The organism is Hwanghaeella sp., from assembly GCF_965227365.1.
Lineage (GTDB): Bacteria > Pseudomonadota > Alphaproteobacteria > UBA8366 > Aestuariispiraceae > Hwanghaeella.
The window spans coordinates 3,291,010-3,306,728 of sequence record NZ_OZ245754.1 but is presented as its reverse complement, the minus strand read 5'-3'; the positions used below and the strand labels follow the sequence as shown (position 1 = coordinate 3,306,728).

Annotated in this window: 17 protein-coding genes; 15 read left to right on the top strand and 2 right to left on the bottom strand. The window is 59.7% G+C overall.

The features are described from left to right. Position 1: 1 nt before the first annotated feature. From rpsE to ACQK2G_RS15145, 15 genes are all read left to right on the top strand, one after another. Positions 2-562, top strand: a complete 561-nt coding sequence (gene rpsE / locus ACQK2G_RS15215; protein WP_425405891.1) for a 30S ribosomal protein S5 — start codon at positions 2-4, stop codon at positions 560-562. Between the two features lie 21 nt (positions 563-583). Beyond that, entirely contained in the window at positions 584-775 is a 192-nt protein-coding gene (gene rpmD / locus ACQK2G_RS15210; RefSeq protein WP_425405890.1) for a 50S ribosomal protein L30, read from the top strand. Positions 776-831: 56 nt separating this feature from the next. Next, a complete protein-coding gene (gene rplO / locus ACQK2G_RS15205; RefSeq protein WP_425405889.1) occupies positions 832-1,356 on the top strand; it encodes a 50S ribosomal protein L15 in 525 nt (174 codons plus the stop codon). Positions 1,357-1,542: 186 nt separating this feature from the next. Continuing rightward, entirely contained in the window at positions 1,543-2,886 is a 1,344-nt protein-coding gene (secY, locus tag ACQK2G_RS15200) for a preprotein translocase subunit SecY (RefSeq protein ID WP_425405888.1), read from the top strand. Further along, positions 2,883-3,455, top strand: a complete 573-nt coding sequence (locus ACQK2G_RS15195; protein ID WP_425405887.1) for an adenylate kinase — start codon at positions 2,883-2,885, stop codon at positions 3,453-3,455. The genes secY and ACQK2G_RS15195 overlap by 4 nt, the downstream gene beginning before the upstream one ends. Before the next feature lie 258 nt (positions 3,456-3,713). Then, on the top strand, positions 3,714-4,082 hold the full coding sequence (gene rpsM / locus ACQK2G_RS15190; RefSeq protein ID WP_425405886.1) for a 30S ribosomal protein S13: 369 nt from the start codon (positions 3,714-3,716) through the stop codon (positions 4,080-4,082). A 71-nt stretch (positions 4,083-4,153) separates the two neighbouring features. Next, entirely contained in the window at positions 4,154-4,540 is a 387-nt protein-coding gene (gene rpsK, locus ACQK2G_RS15185; protein ID WP_127767654.1) for a 30S ribosomal protein S11, read from the top strand. Positions 4,541-4,701: 161 nt separating this feature from the next. After that, a complete protein-coding gene (locus tag ACQK2G_RS15180; RefSeq protein ID WP_425405885.1) occupies positions 4,702-5,739 on the top strand; it encodes a DNA-directed RNA polymerase subunit alpha in 1,038 nt (345 codons plus the stop codon). Positions 5,740-5,852: 113 nt separating this feature from the next. Beyond that, positions 5,853-6,275: a 50S ribosomal protein L17 gene (gene rplQ, locus ACQK2G_RS15175; protein WP_425405884.1), complete on the top strand. Its 423-nt coding sequence runs from the start codon at positions 5,853-5,855 to the stop codon at positions 6,273-6,275. 228 nt (positions 6,276-6,503) lie between these two features. Beyond that, a complete protein-coding gene (locus tag ACQK2G_RS15170; RefSeq protein WP_425405883.1) occupies positions 6,504-7,940 on the top strand; it encodes a Do family serine endopeptidase in 1,437 nt (478 codons plus the stop codon). A gap of 1 nt (position 7,941) precedes the next feature. Continuing rightward, positions 7,942-9,270 carry a replication-associated recombination protein A gene (locus ACQK2G_RS15165; protein WP_425405882.1) on the top strand — a complete coding sequence of 443 codons (1,329 nt, stop codon included), beginning with the start codon at positions 7,942-7,944 and terminating at the stop codon, positions 9,268-9,270. A 246-nt stretch (positions 9,271-9,516) separates the two neighbouring features. Then, positions 9,517-10,374, top strand: a complete 858-nt coding sequence (gene phnC / locus ACQK2G_RS15160; RefSeq protein ID WP_425405881.1) for a phosphonate ABC transporter ATP-binding protein — start codon at positions 9,517-9,519, stop codon at positions 10,372-10,374. Positions 10,375-10,450: 76 nt separating this feature from the next. Then, positions 10,451-11,467: a phosphonate ABC transporter substrate-binding protein gene (gene phnD, locus ACQK2G_RS15155; protein WP_425405880.1), complete on the top strand. Its 1,017-nt coding sequence runs from the start codon at positions 10,451-10,453 to the stop codon at positions 11,465-11,467. An 80-nt stretch (positions 11,468-11,547) separates the two neighbouring features. Beyond that, entirely contained in the window at positions 11,548-12,375 is an 828-nt protein-coding gene (gene phnE / locus ACQK2G_RS15150; RefSeq protein ID WP_425405879.1) for a phosphonate ABC transporter, permease protein PhnE, read from the top strand. 53 nt (positions 12,376-12,428) lie between these two features. Then, positions 12,429-14,036, top strand: a complete 1,608-nt coding sequence (locus tag ACQK2G_RS15145) for a PAS domain-containing sensor histidine kinase (RefSeq protein ID WP_425405878.1) — start codon at positions 12,429-12,431, stop codon at positions 14,034-14,036. A gap of 29 nt (positions 14,037-14,065) precedes the next feature. Here the strand turns inward: ACQK2G_RS15145 and ACQK2G_RS15140 are convergent, their stop codons facing one another. Beyond that, the gene (locus ACQK2G_RS15140) at positions 14,066-14,527 is read right to left on the bottom strand and encodes an N-acetyltransferase family protein (RefSeq protein WP_425405877.1); all 462 of its coding nucleotides are present in this window, start codon (positions 14,525-14,527) and stop codon (positions 14,066-14,068) included. A gap of 43 nt (positions 14,528-14,570) precedes the next feature. Further along, complete coding sequence (locus ACQK2G_RS15135) at positions 14,571-15,680, bottom strand: hypothetical protein (RefSeq protein ID WP_425405876.1); 1,110 nt, start codon at positions 15,678-15,680, stop codon at positions 14,571-14,573. Positions 15,681-15,719 lie beyond the last annotated feature (39 nt).

The window sequence follows — 15,719 nt, the reverse complement described above, 5'->3', positions numbered from 1 at the left end:
GATGGCACGTGGACCGAGAGAAGAACGCAACAAGGATGCCGAATCCGATCTGGTTGAAAAGCTGGTCGCGATCAACCGCGTTGCGAAAGTTGTTAAGGGTGGCCGTCGGTTCGGCTTCGCGGCCCTGGTTGTTGTAGGCGACGGCCGTGGCCGCGTCGGCTTCGGCCATGGTAAGGCGCGTGAAGTGCCGGAAGCGATCCGCAAGGCGACCGACCAGGCGAAGAAGACGATGGTTCGTGTTCCGCTGCGGGAAGGCCGTACGCTACACCATGACGTTCAGGGCCGTTTCGGCGCCGGTCGCGTCGTGATGCGCGCAGCGCCGTCCGGTACCGGTATCATTGCCGGCGGTCCGACGCGTGCGGTGTTCGAAGCTCTGGGCGTTCAGGACGTTGTCGCGAAGTCGACGGGTTCGTCCAATCCCTACAATATGGTGAAGGCGGCTTTTGAAGGTCTCAAGAGCAGCAGTTCCCCGCGCATGGTGGCGTCCCGCCGCGGCAAGAAAGTCAACGATATCGTTGGCCGCCGCGATGGTCAGGCAGCCGCCGAAGAAAGCGCGGCTTAAGGTTAGGCCGGGAGAGAACCAATGGCGGAAGCGAAAAAGCTTCGGGTGACCCAGACGGGCAGCCCGATCCGGCGTGAAGCGAGCCAGCGTGCGACGCTGGTGGGCCTCGGTCTTAACAAGATCGGGCGCACGCGTGAACTGGAAGACACCCCGTCCATTCGTGGCATGATCCGTAAGGTTCGCCACATGGTTCGGGTTGAGGAACTCGGTTGATCTCCGGCCGGCGGCAAGCCGGCCGGTAGACCCGCAGGTCAGAAGGAAGTCAGACAATGAAACTCAACGAACTGTCCGACAATCCGGGCGCAGCCAAGACGCGCACGCGTGTCGGCCGTGGCATCGGGTCCGGCAAGGGCAAGACGGGCGGCCGTGGCGTCAAAGGTCAGAAGTCGCGTTCGGGCGTGTCCATCAAGGGTTTTGAAGGCGGTCAGATGCCGCTGTATCGCCGCTTGCCGAAGCGCGGCTTCACCAATGCGCCGTTCCGTAAGGAATTCGCGACGGTGAACCTCGGCCGTCTGCAGGACGCGGTTGATGCGAAGAAACTCGACGCGAAGAAGCCGGTCGATGCCGAGGCGCTGCTCGCCGCCGGTGTCATCAGCAAGGTTCTCGACGGCGTCAAAATTCTGGCCAAGGGCGAACTTACCGCTGCTCTGACGATCCAGGCGACGAAAGCCAGCCAGGCTGCCGTGGCCGCGGTCGAAAAAGCCGGTGGCAAGCTCGAACTTCCGGCTGAAGTCGAAAAGGCGCCCTCGCGGAAGCGTCGCCATCTGGCGATGAAGAATCGGGACGCTGGATAAGTTTGATGCATAGGGAAGGGCGCGGCGAGTTGGTCGCGTCTTTTCCGTTGCAATCGTTGCATCGACACCCAACGTCCTTTAACAGGCAGAGAGCCGAATAGAGGACACGCGCATACCGGGGTCTCAGCCGGCAAAAAGGGATCGCCGCGCGGGTTGGAACGATAAGGTAACGGGAACAGGTATTCTATGGCATCCGCCGCTGAGCAACTCGCCGCGAATTTCAATTTTGGAACTCTCGCAAAGGCGACCGAACTGAAGAAGCGCATCTGGTTCACTCTGGGTGCGCTTATCGTGTATCGGCTTGGGACTTATCTTCCCTTGCCCGGGATCGACGCGTCGGTCCTGTCGGAACTGTTCGAGCAACAGGCCGGTGGCATTCTCGGCATGTTCGACACCTTTGCCGGCGGCGCCGTCAGCCGGATGTCGATTTTCGCCCTTAACATCATGCCGTATATTTCCGCCTCCATCATCATGCAGCTCATGACCGCGATTTCGCCGTCGTTGGAGCAGCTGAAGAAGGAAGGCGAAAGCGGCCGCAAGAAGATCAATCAGTACACACGGTATCTCACCGTGCTGCTGGCGGCCGTGCAGGCCTATGGCATCGCGGTCGGTCTCGAAGGGGCGACCGGATCGCAAGGACCGGCGGTCCAGGACCCGGGTCTGTTCTTCCGTGCTTCCACGGTGATCACCCTGGTTGGCGGCACGATGTTCCTGATGTGGTTGGGTGAACAGATCACCCAGCGCGGTGTCGGCAATGGTATTTCCCTGATCATCTTCTCGGGAATCGTCGCCGGTTTGCCGGGGGCGCTTGCCGGAACGCTGGAACTCGGCCGTACGGGCGCGCTTTCCACCGCCTTCATTCTGATCCTGCTGGTGATGTCTGTTGCCGTGATTGCGTTCATCGTCTTCGTTGAGCGGGCTCAGCGTCGGATCATCGTGCAGTATCCGAAGCGTCAGGTTGGCAACAAGATGTTCGGCGGCGAGAGCTCCCATCTGCCGATGAAGATCAACACGCCGGGTGTCATTCCGCCGATCTTTGCCAGTTCGCTGCTGCTGATGCCGCTGACGATCGCGAATTTCAGCGGCGGTTCCGGTCCGGCTTGGCTGCAGGACGTCACGGCCATGCTCGGCCGTGGTCAGCCGCTGTATCTTGGCATTTACATCGGGTTGATCGTTTTCTTCGCCTTTTTCTACACCGCCGTGGTGTTCAATCCGGAGGAAACGGCCGACAACCTGAAGAAATACGGTGGTTTCGTCCCCGGCATTCGCCCGGGTAAGAACACGGCCGAATATCTCGATTACGTCCTGACGCGCCTCACCGCGATCGGGGCTTTGTATCTGGCGGCGGTCTGCATGTTGCCGGAGCTTCTGATCTCGCAATACGCTGTTCCGTTCTATTTCGGCGGAACCAGTCTGCTGATCTGCGTCACGGTGACCATGGATACGGTCGCACAAATACAAAGCCATCTGCTGGCCCATCAGTATGAAGGGTTGGTGAAGAAGTCGAAGTTGAGGGGGAGACGTCGATGATCATCCTTATGTTCGGTCCGCCCGGGGCGGGAAAAGGGACCCAGGCGAAACTGATCGAAGATTCTCGCGGTTTCGTGCAGCTCTCCACCGGCGATATGCTGCGTGCCGCGGTGGCGGAAGGGACCGCTCTCGGCAAGAAAGCCAAGACGATCATGGACGCCGGCAAGCTGGTCGATGACGAAACGATGATCGGGATCATCGATGAGCGTATGGAAGAGCCGGATTGCGCCAAAGGCGTTATCCTGGACGGTTTCCCGCGCACGGTTGCGCAGGCGGAAGGGCTTGATGAGCTGCTCGCGCGCAAGGGTAAGAAGATCGACCATGTGATTGAACTCACGGTCGACGACCAGGAACTTTTCAACCGCATCGAGACGCGTGTGGCGCAAACGCCCGAAAGCGAACGCCGGGCGGACGACAATGCGGAAACGCTGAAGAAGCGTTTGGACGTGTATCACGAGCAGACGGCCCCCTTGCTTCCTTACTACGAGAAGAAGGGTGTGCTGCGGAAAGTTGACGGTATGCAGGACATCGATACGGTGACCGCGTCCATCAACAGTATATTGGGTTAAGCGGATCAGGTCGGAATACAGGGAAATATCTTCAATTCAGGACCTGCCAGGGCGTTGACAGAGGAACGGGTTTCCGTATACTCCGCGCGCTTCGGCTAGGCCGTATGTCATGGTGATGACATATTGGTTGCCGATTGAAGATTTCCCGTAAGGGGCTATTCCCAGTTCGGCATGATCGCAGCGGCCCGTGTTGAAAACGAGGGCGCCGCTGTGCCGTTTCGGCATATGTCGGCGGAATTTTGGTAGAGGATTGAGACGATGGCACGTATCGCGGGTGTTAACATCCCGACCAACAAGCGGGTTGTGATCGCGCTGACCTATATTCATGGGATCGGCCGTCACAAGTCGACGGAAATTCTGAAGACTTGCGGCATCGATGGGTCGGCCCGCGTGAACACGCTTAGCGAAGACGAAGTGGCGCGCATCCGTGAAGTGATCGACCGCGATCACCTGGTGGAAGGTGATCTGCGCCGTGAAGTTGCGATGAACATCAAGCGTCTGATGGACCTTGGTTGCTATCGTGGCCTGCGTCACCGTAAAGGCCTGCCGGTTCGGGGTCAGCGGACCCACACCAATGCGCGGACCCGCAAGGGCCCGGCCAAGGCGATCGCCGGTAAGAAGAAGTAATCGTCTTTATTCTTGGAAAATGTTCGGGGGCGGATCCAGTCCTGCCCCATGTATGATAGGTGGAACTGACTATGGCACGCGCTCCCGTTCGTAAGCGTCGCGAGAAAAAGAACATCACCTCTGGGATTGCCCATGTGAACGCGTCGTTCAACAACACGATGATTACCATTACCGACGTGCAGGGTAATGCCATCTCCTGGTCCAGCGCCGGAATGCAAGGCTTCAAGGGCAGCCGTAAGTCGACGCCCTATGCCGCGCAGATCGCCGCCGAAGATGCCGGCAAGAAAGCCGCGGACCATGGCATGAAGACCCTGGAAGTTAACGTGAAGGGCCCGGGTTCGGGTCGCGAATCCGCACTGCGCGCGCTGCAGTCGGTCGGTTTCACGATCACCGCGATCAAGGACGTCACGCCGATCCCGCACAACGGCTGCCGTCCGCGCAAGCGTCGTCGCGTCTAATCATTTGATGGCCCGCCGCATTCGGCTGCGGGCAGGTCGATCGCCTGCGGGCGGACCGACGGGGATTGGTGTTGATCGCTGAACCTCTGTGTGGCCCATGCAGGCAGATTTGAAAGCAAGACTTAAGAAGGGACGCCGGCTTTCCGGCCGGTGACATAAGAATGAGCGATACCTCCCTGGCGAGTGTTCAGCGCAACTGGCAATCCTTGATTAAGCCGAAGAAGCTGGAAGTGACGCCCGGCGTCGACCCGAACCGTATCGCCACCGTCGTGGCCGACCCGCTGGAACGCGGTTTCGGCATGACCCTGGGCAATGCGCTTCGCCGTATTCTGCTGTCCTCCCTGCAGGGAGCGGCAGTTACGGCATTGCAGATCGACGGCGTGCTGCACGAATTCTCGTCCATCCCGGGTGTCCGTGAAGACGTTACCGACATCGTCCTGAACGTTAAGGCTCTGGCGCTGCGTATGCACGGCGACGGGCCCAAGCGCATGCGCTTGTCCGTTCAGGGGCCGGCAGAAGTGACCGCCGGCATGATTGAAACGGGACATGACATCGAAGTCATGAACCCGGATCTGGTGATCTGCACGCTGGATAAGGGCGCGTCGCTCAATGTCGAGTTCACGGTCGCCAACGGTAAGGGCTATGTCCCGGCCGCGCAGAACCGCCCGGAAGACGCGCCGATCGGTTTGATTCCGGTCGACTCGATCTTCAGCCCGGTTCGCAAGGTTTCCTACAAGGTCGAGAACACGCGTGTCGGTCAGGTCACTGACTATGACAAGCTGAGCATGGCGATCGAAACCAACGGTGCGGTTAGCCCGGAAGATGCGATCGCGCTCGCCGCCCGCATCATGCAGGACCAGCTCCAGATCTTCATCAACTTCGAAGAGCCGCAGCAGCGTGTCGAAGAAGAGAAGGCTTCGGAACTGCCGTTCAACCGGAACCTGCTCCGCAAGGTGGACGAACTGGAACTCAGCGTCCGCTCGGCGAACTGCCTGAAGAACGACAATATCGTTTATATCGGCGATCTGGTGCAGAAGACGGAATCCGAAATGCTGCGGACCCCGAACTTCGGTCGCAAGTCGCTGAACGAAATCAAGGAAGTTCTGACTCAGATGGGGCTGGCCCTCGGCATGGAAATTCCTGCCTGGCCGCCGGAAAACATCGAAGACTTGGCGAAACGGCTCGAAGAGCCGTTCTAAGGCGGGCGGGTCGAAAACGGCCCGATCCGCAAATCTCCACCGTCGGCTGTAGCCACGAAAAGCAACAACAGGCGACCGGCGGTTATTGAACGAAGAAGACTAGGAGAAGAGTAATGCGTCACGGTATGCAAGGCCGGAAGCTTAACCGCACGGCATCCCATCGTAAGGCCATGTTCGCCAATATGGCGAACGCGCTGATCAAACACGAACAGATCAAGACGACCCTGCCGAAGGCGAAGGAACTGCGCCGCGTTGCCGATCGCTTGATCACGCTTGGCAAGAAGGGGGGCCTTCACCGCCGCCGTCAGGCTTTCGCCCAGCTGCGCGACGACGCGATGGTTGCGAAGCTGTTTGATACTTTGGCCGAACGGTATTCGGACCGTCCGGGCGGTTATACCCGCGTCCTGAAAGCCGGTTTCCGGTATGGCGACAGCGCGCCGATGGCCATCATTGAATTGGTCGATCGCGACGAAGACGCGAAGGGTCAGGACTCCGGTCCGGTTCAGGTCGCCGAAGAGGATGACGGCGAGGAGTAAGTTTCCGCCGACAGAAATTTTGTCACCCTGGCAATGAGTGACAGTAAGACGCCCCGTCTGGTTCGCCGGTCGGGGCGTTTTCTTTTACCGTCGCCGTTGCTATTTCCAAGCCTATTGAATGATAGGGCCCTATGGAGTGGCGGCGATATCGGATGGTCGGGGCACGCTTCCATCTCCGTCCATGCTCCCTATCTTTAAACTCGTATAGGCCGCCGGTAGGATGTTCGTATGACGAAGCTCAGGACTGACTTTGATGTGATGTCGAACGTGACCCGTATTTTGTTGGCGGCGGCCGTCTCGTTCGGCTTGTGCGGCGGTGCCGCGGCGAAACAAATCCCCGAAAATCAGCAGGAAATTACTCTCTCCTTTGCGCCCCTGGTCCGGGCAACCTCCCCGGCCGTGGTCAATATCTATACCAGCAAGGTCGTGAGGCAGCAGGGCAACCGGCTGTTCGACGATCCGTTCTTCCGTCGTTTCTTCGGTGATCGACTGCCCTTTTCCATCGGGCCGAGCCGGAATCGCGTGGAAAACTCGTTGGGCTCCGGGGTTCTGCTTCGTGAGGATGGGGTGGTGGTGACGAACCACCACGTGATCGGAGATGCGGATGAAATCAAGGTCGTGCTGACCGACAAACGGGAATTCAGTGCGGATATCCTGTTGAGCGACGAGCGGACGGATATTGCGGTTTTGAAGCTGCAGGATCCGAAAGGCGATTTGCCGGTCATTGAATTCGGCGATTCCGACGACCTGGAGGTTGGCGATCTGGTGCTGGCGATCGGGAATCCGTTCGGCGTCGGTCAGACGGTGACCAGCGGCATCGTTTCCGGCCTCGCACGGACCTCTGTCGGGATTACCGACTTCCGTTCCTTCATTCAGACCGACGCGGCCATCAATCCTGGCAATTCGGGCGGTGCGCTCGTTGACGTCAAAGGCCGGCTGGTGGGGATCAATACGGCGATCTTTTCCAAATCAGGCGGGTCGCAGGGAATCGGTTTCGCGGTACCGTCGAACATGGTCCGCCGCGTGGTTGGCAGCGCGATTGCCGGGGAACCCTTGATCCGTCCCTGGTTGGGTTTTTCCGGACGCGATGTCGACGCCGAAATTTCCGATGCCCTGGGACTGGAAACGCCGGGCGGGGTGATCGTCGAGAATGTCCACCCGACAGGGCCTGCGGCCGAAGCCGGCTTGCAGCGCGGGGATGTCATTCTGGAAGTGGAGGGCCGGCCAGTCGATGACGGCCAAGGTCTGCGGTTCTATTTCGCGACACGTGAACTGGGGGGAACCGTCGCGATCACGGTCCTGCGTGACGGACGCCCCGTGCCGATGTCCTTTTCCCTGATGGCGCCGCCGGAGGTGCCGCCGCGCGATCGTACGGATATTGTTGGGAATTTCCCGATTTCGGGTATCCGCGTGGTGAACCTGTCGCCCCGTGTGGCGGATGAATTGGGTATTCCGACCGATCTGACCGGCGTGATCGTCGAAGGCGTGCAGCGCGGTTCCGTCGCTCACCGGGTCGGCATCAAACCCTTGGATATCATCACGGAGGTCAACGGCGAGGAGATCACCCTCGTTTCCCAGTTGGTCGAGATTGTCGAAGACGGTCCGCCGGAATGGTTGGTCGTGTTGAACCGCCAGGGTGAGCGCTTGGTCCTGGAGGTACGCTGACGTGGCTCGCAAACCCGCCCAGGGTGGCGACGGGCCCGGCCTGTTCGGTGATCTCGCACCCCGGCCCCTGGCCGACCGCCTGCGTCCGAAGACGCTGGATGATGTCGTGGGGCAGGACCATCTGCTGGGACCCGAGGGCCCTTTGCGGCGGATGGTCGATCAGGGGCGCCTGACTTCGATCATCCTCTGGGGCGGTCCAGGTTGCGGCAAGACCACGATCGCCCGACTGTTGGCCGATGTGACGGATTTGGCTTTTGAACCGCTTTCGGCTGTTTTCTCCGGCGTCGCGGATCTGCGACAGGTCTTCGAACGGGCACGGGACCGCCGGGTCGGTGGTCAGGGGACACTGCTGTTCGTCGATGAAATCCATCGTTTCAACAGGGCGCAGCAGGACGGTTTCCTGCCGTATGTGGAAGACGGAACCGTGGTTCTGGTCGGTGCCACGACGGAGAACCCCAGTTTCGAGTTGAACGCGGCCCTGTTGTCCCGGTGCCAGGTCTTTGTTCTGAACCGGTTGGACGCGGCGGCCCTGGGGGACTTGCTTGCGCGGGCAGAGGCTGAGGAGGGGCGAAGCCTGCCGCTGGACACAGATGCCCGGGCCGCGGTGATCGCCATGGCCGACGGGGACGGCCGCTATCTGCTGAACATGGCGGAAGCCCTTTTCAATACAGGGCTATCCAAGAAGATGACGCCGGAAGAACTGCTGACTGTCGTCCAGCGCAGAATGCCGGTCTACGACAAGTCGCAGGAAAGCCACTACAACCTCATTAGTGCCCTGCACAAATCGCTGCGCGGGTCGGATTGCGATGCCGCGCTCTACTGGTTCGGACGGATGCTGGTCGGGGGGGAAGACCCGCTTTACATCGCCCGCCGTCTGGTCCGATTCGCGTATGAGGATGTGGGCCTTGCGGACCCTAACGCCGCGGTCCAGGCGCTGGCCGGCTGGGATACGTTCGAGCGCCTTGGTTCCCCTGAAGGCGAGTTGGCATTGGTGCAGGTGGTTATCTATCTGGCGACGGCCCCGAAATCGAATGCGGCCTATAAGGCGTTCAGCGCGGCCAAGCGCGCGGCCAAGGAAACCGGATCGCTGGCGCCGCCCAAGCATATCCTGAACGCGCCGACCAAGCTGATGAAGGATATCGGCTACGGCGACGGCTATGCCTATGACCACGACGCGCCGGACGGGTTCTCCGGCCAGAACTACTTTCCCGACCAGATGGCGCGACAGAAGCTTTACAGCCCGGTTGAACGTGGATTCGAGCGGGAGATCCGCAAACGGCTGGAATATTGGCGGAAGCTGCGTTCCGAACGGTCGTCGAACGGCGAATAGGACCGGCCGTGTCCCGATGGACAGGCTGGGGACGATTGTCCCGCGCTTTTCGGATCTATTTAGCCAAAGGTCTACACAGAAACATTTTCGTAATGGATCGGTAACGGACGGGTCACCTCCGCCGTGTATCCGACGCCCTGTTGTCACACCGCGCCATATGGCGGCGGCGTGGACCCGTTGAGCCGATGAAGATGGTTTGAAACCACGACGGCGCCGACGGTTTGTATTTCTGGCGTCGGGGGCAAAATGACGAACATCGTCGAGGTAAAGTCCGTCAATAAGCGTTTCGGGCGTGGTCCGGTCGTCTTGAATGACATCAACCTGGCGATTCAGGAAGGAGAGATGGTTGCCCTGATCGGGGCATCCGGGTCGGGCAAATCCACCTTGCTGCGCACGATTTGCGGCCTTGAAACCGCCGACAAGGGGGTCGGTAAGATTTCCCTTTTTGGCCGGATGACTCAATCCGGCGGAAAATGCACGCCGGCGCAGCGTGAGTTGCGCTCTCAGGTCGGCGTGATCTTTCAACAATTCAATCTGGTGACGCGTCTCTCACTGCTGACCAATGTGCTGGTCGGGCGATTGGGCCGGATTCCGAAATGGCGCGGTTTGCTGGGGCTGTTCCCGGAAAGCGATCGCGTAAAGGCCTTGAAGGCCTTGGAACGCGTGGGAATGGCGGAAAAGGCCCGCCAACGGGCATCGACCCTGTCGGGCGGTCAACAGCAACGCGCGGCGATTGCGCGGGCGTTGACGCAGGAGGCCCGCCTGATCCTTGCCGACGAGCCGATCGCCTCTCTCGACCCGGCTTCCGCTGAACGCGTCATGGAAACCCTGAGCACGATCAACCGGGAGGACGGCGTCACGGTCGTCGTGTCGCTGCATCAGATCGATCATGCCTTCAAACATTGCCACCGGATTGTCGCCCTGAAAGACGGCGTCGTTGCCTATGACGGCGCGACCGCAGGCATCACACCGGAAAATATCGCGAGCCTTTATGGCGTGGAGGGCTTGGACCTCATCAAGGACGCCCGTCCCAAGGCCGGCGAAGAAGAAGCGCCCGACAGCCGGGAGACCCGCCGTTTGAGGCCAGTTGCCGTGGCTTCCTGAGGGAATTCGGACCCGGAAAGCCACATCCAAGAGTATCCGTTCAACCGATCCATACATGGAAGGGAGTGTCAGTACCATGTTGAAGAAACTTATTGCGGCGGCGACCATTGCCGCGGGCATGACGGCGGTTGCCGCGCAAGCCGAAGAAATGCCGAAGTCGTTGAACTTCGGCATCATTTCCACGGAATCCTCTTCCGCGCTGGAGTCCAGCTTCGGACCGTTCCTGGAAGACATGTCCAAGAACCTCGGCGTCGAAGTAAAGCCGTTCTTCGCCAGTGACTATGCCGGTGTTATCGAAGGCATGCGCTTCGGTAAGGTCGACGTCGCCTGGTTCGGCAACAAATCCGCGATCGCGGCGGTTGACCGTGCCGGCGGTGAAGTTTTCGCGCAGACCATCAAGGACGACGGTTCCCGCGGTTACCATTCGTTGCTGATCACGCATAAGGACAGCGGCATCAACAGCCTCGAAGACGTCCTGAAATGCGACAAGACGCTGACCTTCGGCAATGGCGATCCGAACTCCACGTCCGGTTTCGCGATCCCCGGCTATTATGTCTGGGCGCTGAACAACAAGACGCCGGAAGACTGCTTCAAGCGTGTCGTGAGTTCCAACCATGAAGGCAATGCCATGGCCGTTGCCAACAAGAAGGTCGACGTCGCCACCAACAACACCGAGTCCATTTATGCGCGCCTCGGTAAGACGAACCCGGAAGCGGCCGCCAACATCAAGGAAATCTGGCGTTCGCCGATGATCCCGTCCGACCCGATCGTCTGGCGCAAGGAACTGCCGCAGGTGGCCAAGGAGAAGATCTACTTCTTCTTCATGCAGTACGGCCGTTTCGGCGATGTCGCGAAGGTTGAGCGTGAGCGTGAGATTCTGGCCGGCGTCTCGGATGGTTGGGGACCGTTCCTCGCTTCCTCCAACGCCCAGCTGCTCGACGTTCGTCAGATCGAGGCTTTCAAAGCCAAGCTGAAGGCTCAGAACAACGACAAGCTGAGCGACGACGAGAAGAAGGCCGCGATTGCCGCTGCCGAAAAGGAACTGGCTGAGTTGCAGGCCTATTCCAAGATCGTCGGTCCGGCCGGCTACTAAAATACTGAATGGTTGTCGGGAGCTTCCCTGATGGAAGCTCCCGATATTCTTTTGTCATCTTAAGAAAAGCGGTTCCTGACATGGCGACGACACAGATTGACCAAGCGGATCTTTTATCGCCGGCCATCCGGGAGCAATTGAAACCGGACTGGAAGAACTTTCTGACGAAGTTCCTTATCGTGGCCATTATCGCCGTGTTGTTGGGTGTTTCGTATCACCCGGCGGAGGTCAACAACTGGACATTCCTGTTCAGCGACGCCGGCAACATGGCCACTTTCATCGGCGAATTTCTACAGCCGAACTTCCTGGATTTGGATGTATATCTGCTGAAGATGGTGGAAACCGTTCAAATCGCACTTTGGGGCACCTTCCTGTCGATCCTGTTCGGGATACCCTGTGCCCTGCTTTGTTCCAGCAACATCGCCCCGATCTGGATCGTTCAGCCGATGCGGCGCCTTATGGATGCCTGCCGTGCGATCAACGAGTTGGTTTTCGCCATCCTCTTCGTCGCCGCAGTCGGTTTGGGCCCATTCGCGGGCGTCATGGCCCTGTTCATCCACAATCTCGGGATCATATCGAAACTCTTTTCGGAAGCGGTCGAGGCGATCGACACGAGGCCGGTGGAGGGAATTCGTTCAACCGGTGCCAGTCGTCTGCAGGAAATCGTCTATGGCGTGATCCCCCAGGTCCTGCCGCTTTGGTCGAGTTTTTCGCTTTATAGGTTCGAAACCTTGGTACGATCGGCCACTGTACTGGGCATCGTCGGTGCCGGCGGGATCGGCTTCACCTTCTACGAATCCTTCCGCAGTTTCCAATACGACAAGGCAGGTGCCATCATCATCGTCGTCGTGGTGGTCGTTTCACTGATCGATATCCTCTCCGCGCGCTTGCGAAAGGCACTGGTTTAAGACCAACCTCTTGTATAGGCTGCGGAAAGTAGCCCTGCACAGGGGGAGGTTATTTGTTAGAGCGCGACGAACGCGACCTGCCGTCCGACGGGAACGGCAGCGAAGAGGTGTCCGGCACGCCCGTCGCCGGGGCCGCGCTATTCCGTGTTTTCAGGGCCGGGGAGGATATGGCGCTGACCTGGGGAAGCGAAGCATTTTGCACGCTGACAGGGCTCGATCCGGCGCAATTTCCGATTTCCATGGCGCAGTGGTTGGAGACCTGCATTCATCCCGAAGACTGGTCGATAGCAACGGCGAAAATGGAAACCATCGCCAGCAAAGTGGGGGCGCGCAAGGAATACAGGGTGAGGTCACCCTCCTCCGCCGGTGAAGAGAATTGGTTCTGGCTCCGGGAAGAACTGCTGCTTCGCGATGCCACCACAGGCAGTTGCGAATGTCTCTCCCTGGTCTCCGATGTTACGCATGAGCGGACCCTGCAGGACGAGCTGCGCGCCGCCAAGGAGGACCTGGAGCAAACGGTCGCCCTCAACAATCTGGAGATCGCCCAGACATCCTTGCAGTACCTGGAACTGATCGACAGTTCGGTACAGGGGATCTTCGTTCACGACGGAGAGATGTTGGGCTATGCGAATGCCGCCCTTGCGACAATGCTCGGATATCCAGGCGCTAAGGATCTGATCGCGGTCGGGCAGATATGGAAACTCTTTGCCGAGGACGAAGTGGCTCGGTTGAAGTCCTACCGCGACCACCGGGACAAGGATGAACTCGCGCCCAATACCTATCAGTGTCGGATGTTGCGAAAAGACGGGTCCACCATGTGGGCGGAGGTTCGCGTTTCCACGCCGCGTTGGAAGGGCGCCATGGGCTATCTCGGCCTGGTCATCGATATCTCCGAAAGGCGGGCGAGCGAAGAGGCAATGATGGCTGCGCGCCGGGAGGCGGAGCGCGCCAATAAATTGAAATCCGACTTCCTGGCCAAGATGAGCCACGAGTTGCGGACGCCGCTGAACGCGATCATCGGGTTCTCCCAATCGCTCGGGACCCAGGGGGTCGAAAGCCTGACCGAGGAGAGACTGACCGAATATACCGGTTATATCCAGGATGGCGCCGAGCACCTGCTTCATATCGTGAACGAGATCCTGGATCTGTCGAAGATCGAAGCGGGCCGGTATGAATTGGACGAAGGGCCCGTCAGCATGAGGGACGTCATCCTGCGGGCGCGGGAGATGGTGTCGGGCTTGGCCCAGACGCGCAAGGTCACCGTAAAGACTTCCGGGCTGGACGACAGCGAGATAAAGGTGATCGCCGATGAGCGGGCCATGCTGCAAGTGGTTCTGAACTTGCTCAGCAATGCGGTGAAGTATGGCTGGGAAGGCGGCGATGTCGAGATATCGGTGACGGACCCGGATGAGGATGCCGGCATTTCCATCGTTTTCACGGATACCGGTGACGGTATTCCCCCCGAACGCATGGATTTCATCCTGACACCGTTCGGTAGGCTCGGGAACAACGATGCCTACAAGTCAGGCGGAACCGGGCTGGGATTGCCGATCGTCAAATCCCTGGTCGACATGCATGGCGGCGATTTGATCATCGACTCGACGGTCGGGATCGGCACGACGGTGACCGTTAAACTGCCCGCGGTTCGTCGATTGAGTTGATCGGCTTCCGGACCGTATCCCGTATCAGGTCAGAGCACCCTCTTCATGCCCACATGCGAGGCCGTGAATCCGAGATCCTCGTAGAACCGTGCGGCATCCTTGCGTGCGGCGTTGGTCGAAAGCTGGGCCAAGTGGCAGTTCCGGCGCCGACCTTCCTCGATGGCCCATTGGAACATCTGACGGCCATACCCGTGACCGCGATAATCCGCCGCCACGCGGACGGATTCGATCTGCGCGCGTGACCGGCCCTTGAAACTGATGGAAGGGATGACCGTGAACTGCATCATCGCCATGACGGTCCCGTCTATTTCCCCGACGATTATGTCATTGTAGGGGTCGGCTTCGATGGCGTCGAACGCGTCCTTGTAGGCCTGGTTCAAGGGCAGGCTGGCGTCTTCTCTCTGCTGACCGAGAATGTCGTCCGCCAGCATCGTCACGAGTGCAGGCAAGTCTTCCGCTGTGGCTGTTCGTATCAGCATGGTCGGTGTCATGGCGTTTGGCTTCTTTCGACAGGGCGGTGAGGGAAATCAGACCTCAGCGAACATAACGGGCCAAACGGGTGAATGCACGGGCCCGGTCGAGCGGGTCGGTGATCGTTGAGGCGATGGCCAAGGCGCGATCCTGGCGCCGGTCGCTCTTGATTTCCGCCACCGTCAGGACAAAGACCTTGCGAAGCCGAGAGGCTATTTCCGAGAAGGATTGCTCTGCGCGTTCTTCGATCTCCGGGGTGAGGGCGGTCGAACCGACGGCGGCCAGGCGCCAATAGGCATCGGCCCGGAAGTGAGGTTGATCTATCCGCGCGGTCGCGGCTGCAGCCTTCCGCGTTTCCGCCAAGTCTTTGTTGGAAGTCGCCACCCGTGCAATATGGGTGAGGCTCGCCTCGTATTGCGCAAAGGAGCGTGCGTAATTGAGGTCGATGCCTTCGATCAAAGCCTCGCTTTCCGCAAGGGCTCGGTCCGCCATGGCCAACTCGCCGGCATCGATCGCCATTCTACCGAATCGGGCCCAGGCGACCGCCCTGTAGCGGCTCTCTGGAATGGTTTCGATTTCCCGCTCTGCGGTGTCCCAGTTGCCTGAACGCGCAGCTGGAACCCAGTTGGCGGCGCTGCCGTCATTCGGATCGCCCAAATCGTCCGTTTCGCGCTTACCACCGGCGGGTTGGGTGGATTCTTCCGCGGCGACAGTGTCGCCCAACAATCGCAACACCGTTCTTGGATCGTCCATCAGGGCCAAAACGTCGTACACACGTTCATTCTCACCGGCGTCGTGAAAAGCCGATGCGACCGCGCTCAAGGCCCAGTCCCGGCGGCCTTCGTCTGGTACACGATAGGCATGGGCAAAGGCTTCCTGCAGCAGACAGACGGGCGACGGCGCCGCGACGCAACTGCCCAAGGCAGCTTCAAGAGGCGGCGGCGGCTTTCGATTGCGGCGCGCGTTCTGTAACGGCCCTATAGAAGCCAGAATACGTTCCGCCTCAACACGCCCCAATTGCTTGGACTGTTTGAGGGACTGAAGGGCCTCCTGCAATTGCAGCTTGACCGTGTCGCGATTTGCCTCGTCATTTGGCGGAGAGGGCTGAACCGCCGCAATCTGAATTCCGGCGGATGCGCCGGCGGTGTGAGGCGATGCGCCGATGACAGTCATGATGACGGCAAGCCCCAGGATTCGCGGGGCATGCAGACA

Excerpts from the sequence above, each read along its gene's own strand:
- ACQK2G_RS15180 (WP_425405885.1), top strand. The coding sequence starts at position 4,702 with ATGAGCGATACCTCCCTGGCGAGTGTTCAGCGCAACTGGCAATCCTTG.
- ACQK2G_RS15135 (WP_425405876.1), bottom strand. The coding sequence starts at position 15,680 with ATGACTGTCATCGGCGCATCGCCTCACACCGCCGGCGCATCCGCCGGA.
- rplQ (WP_425405884.1), top strand. The coding sequence starts at position 5,853 with ATGCGTCACGGTATGCAAGGCCGGAAGCTTAACCGCACGGCATCCCAT.
- phnC (WP_425405881.1), top strand. The coding sequence starts at position 9,517 with ATGACGAACATCGTCGAGGTAAAGTCCGTCAATAAGCGTTTCGGGCGT.
- rpmD (WP_425405890.1), top strand. The coding sequence starts at position 584 with ATGGCGGAAGCGAAAAAGCTTCGGGTGACCCAGACGGGCAGCCCGATC.
- rpsM (WP_425405886.1), top strand. The coding sequence starts at position 3,714 with ATGGCACGTATCGCGGGTGTTAACATCCCGACCAACAAGCGGGTTGTG.
- rpsE (WP_425405891.1), top strand. The coding sequence starts at position 2 with ATGGCACGTGGACCGAGAGAAGAACGCAACAAGGATGCCGAATCCGAT.
- secY (WP_425405888.1), top strand. The coding sequence starts at position 1,543 with ATGGCATCCGCCGCTGAGCAACTCGCCGCGAATTTCAATTTTGGAACT.
- ACQK2G_RS15195 (WP_425405887.1), top strand. The coding sequence starts at position 2,883 with ATGATCATCCTTATGTTCGGTCCGCCCGGGGCGGGAAAAGGGACCCAG.
- rplO (WP_425405889.1), top strand. The coding sequence starts at position 832 with ATGAAACTCAACGAACTGTCCGACAATCCGGGCGCAGCCAAGACGCGC.
- rpsK (WP_127767654.1), top strand. The coding sequence starts at position 4,154 with ATGGCACGCGCTCCCGTTCGTAAGCGTCGCGAGAAAAAGAACATCACC.
- ACQK2G_RS15140 (WP_425405877.1), bottom strand. The coding sequence starts at position 14,527 with ATGACACCGACCATGCTGATACGAACAGCCACAGCGGAAGACTTGCCT.
- phnE (WP_425405879.1), top strand. The coding sequence starts at position 11,548 with ATGGCGACGACACAGATTGACCAAGCGGATCTTTTATCGCCGGCCATC.
- phnD (WP_425405880.1), top strand. The coding sequence starts at position 10,451 with ATGTTGAAGAAACTTATTGCGGCGGCGACCATTGCCGCGGGCATGACG.
- ACQK2G_RS15170 (WP_425405883.1), top strand. The coding sequence starts at position 6,504 with ATGACGAAGCTCAGGACTGACTTTGATGTGATGTCGAACGTGACCCGT.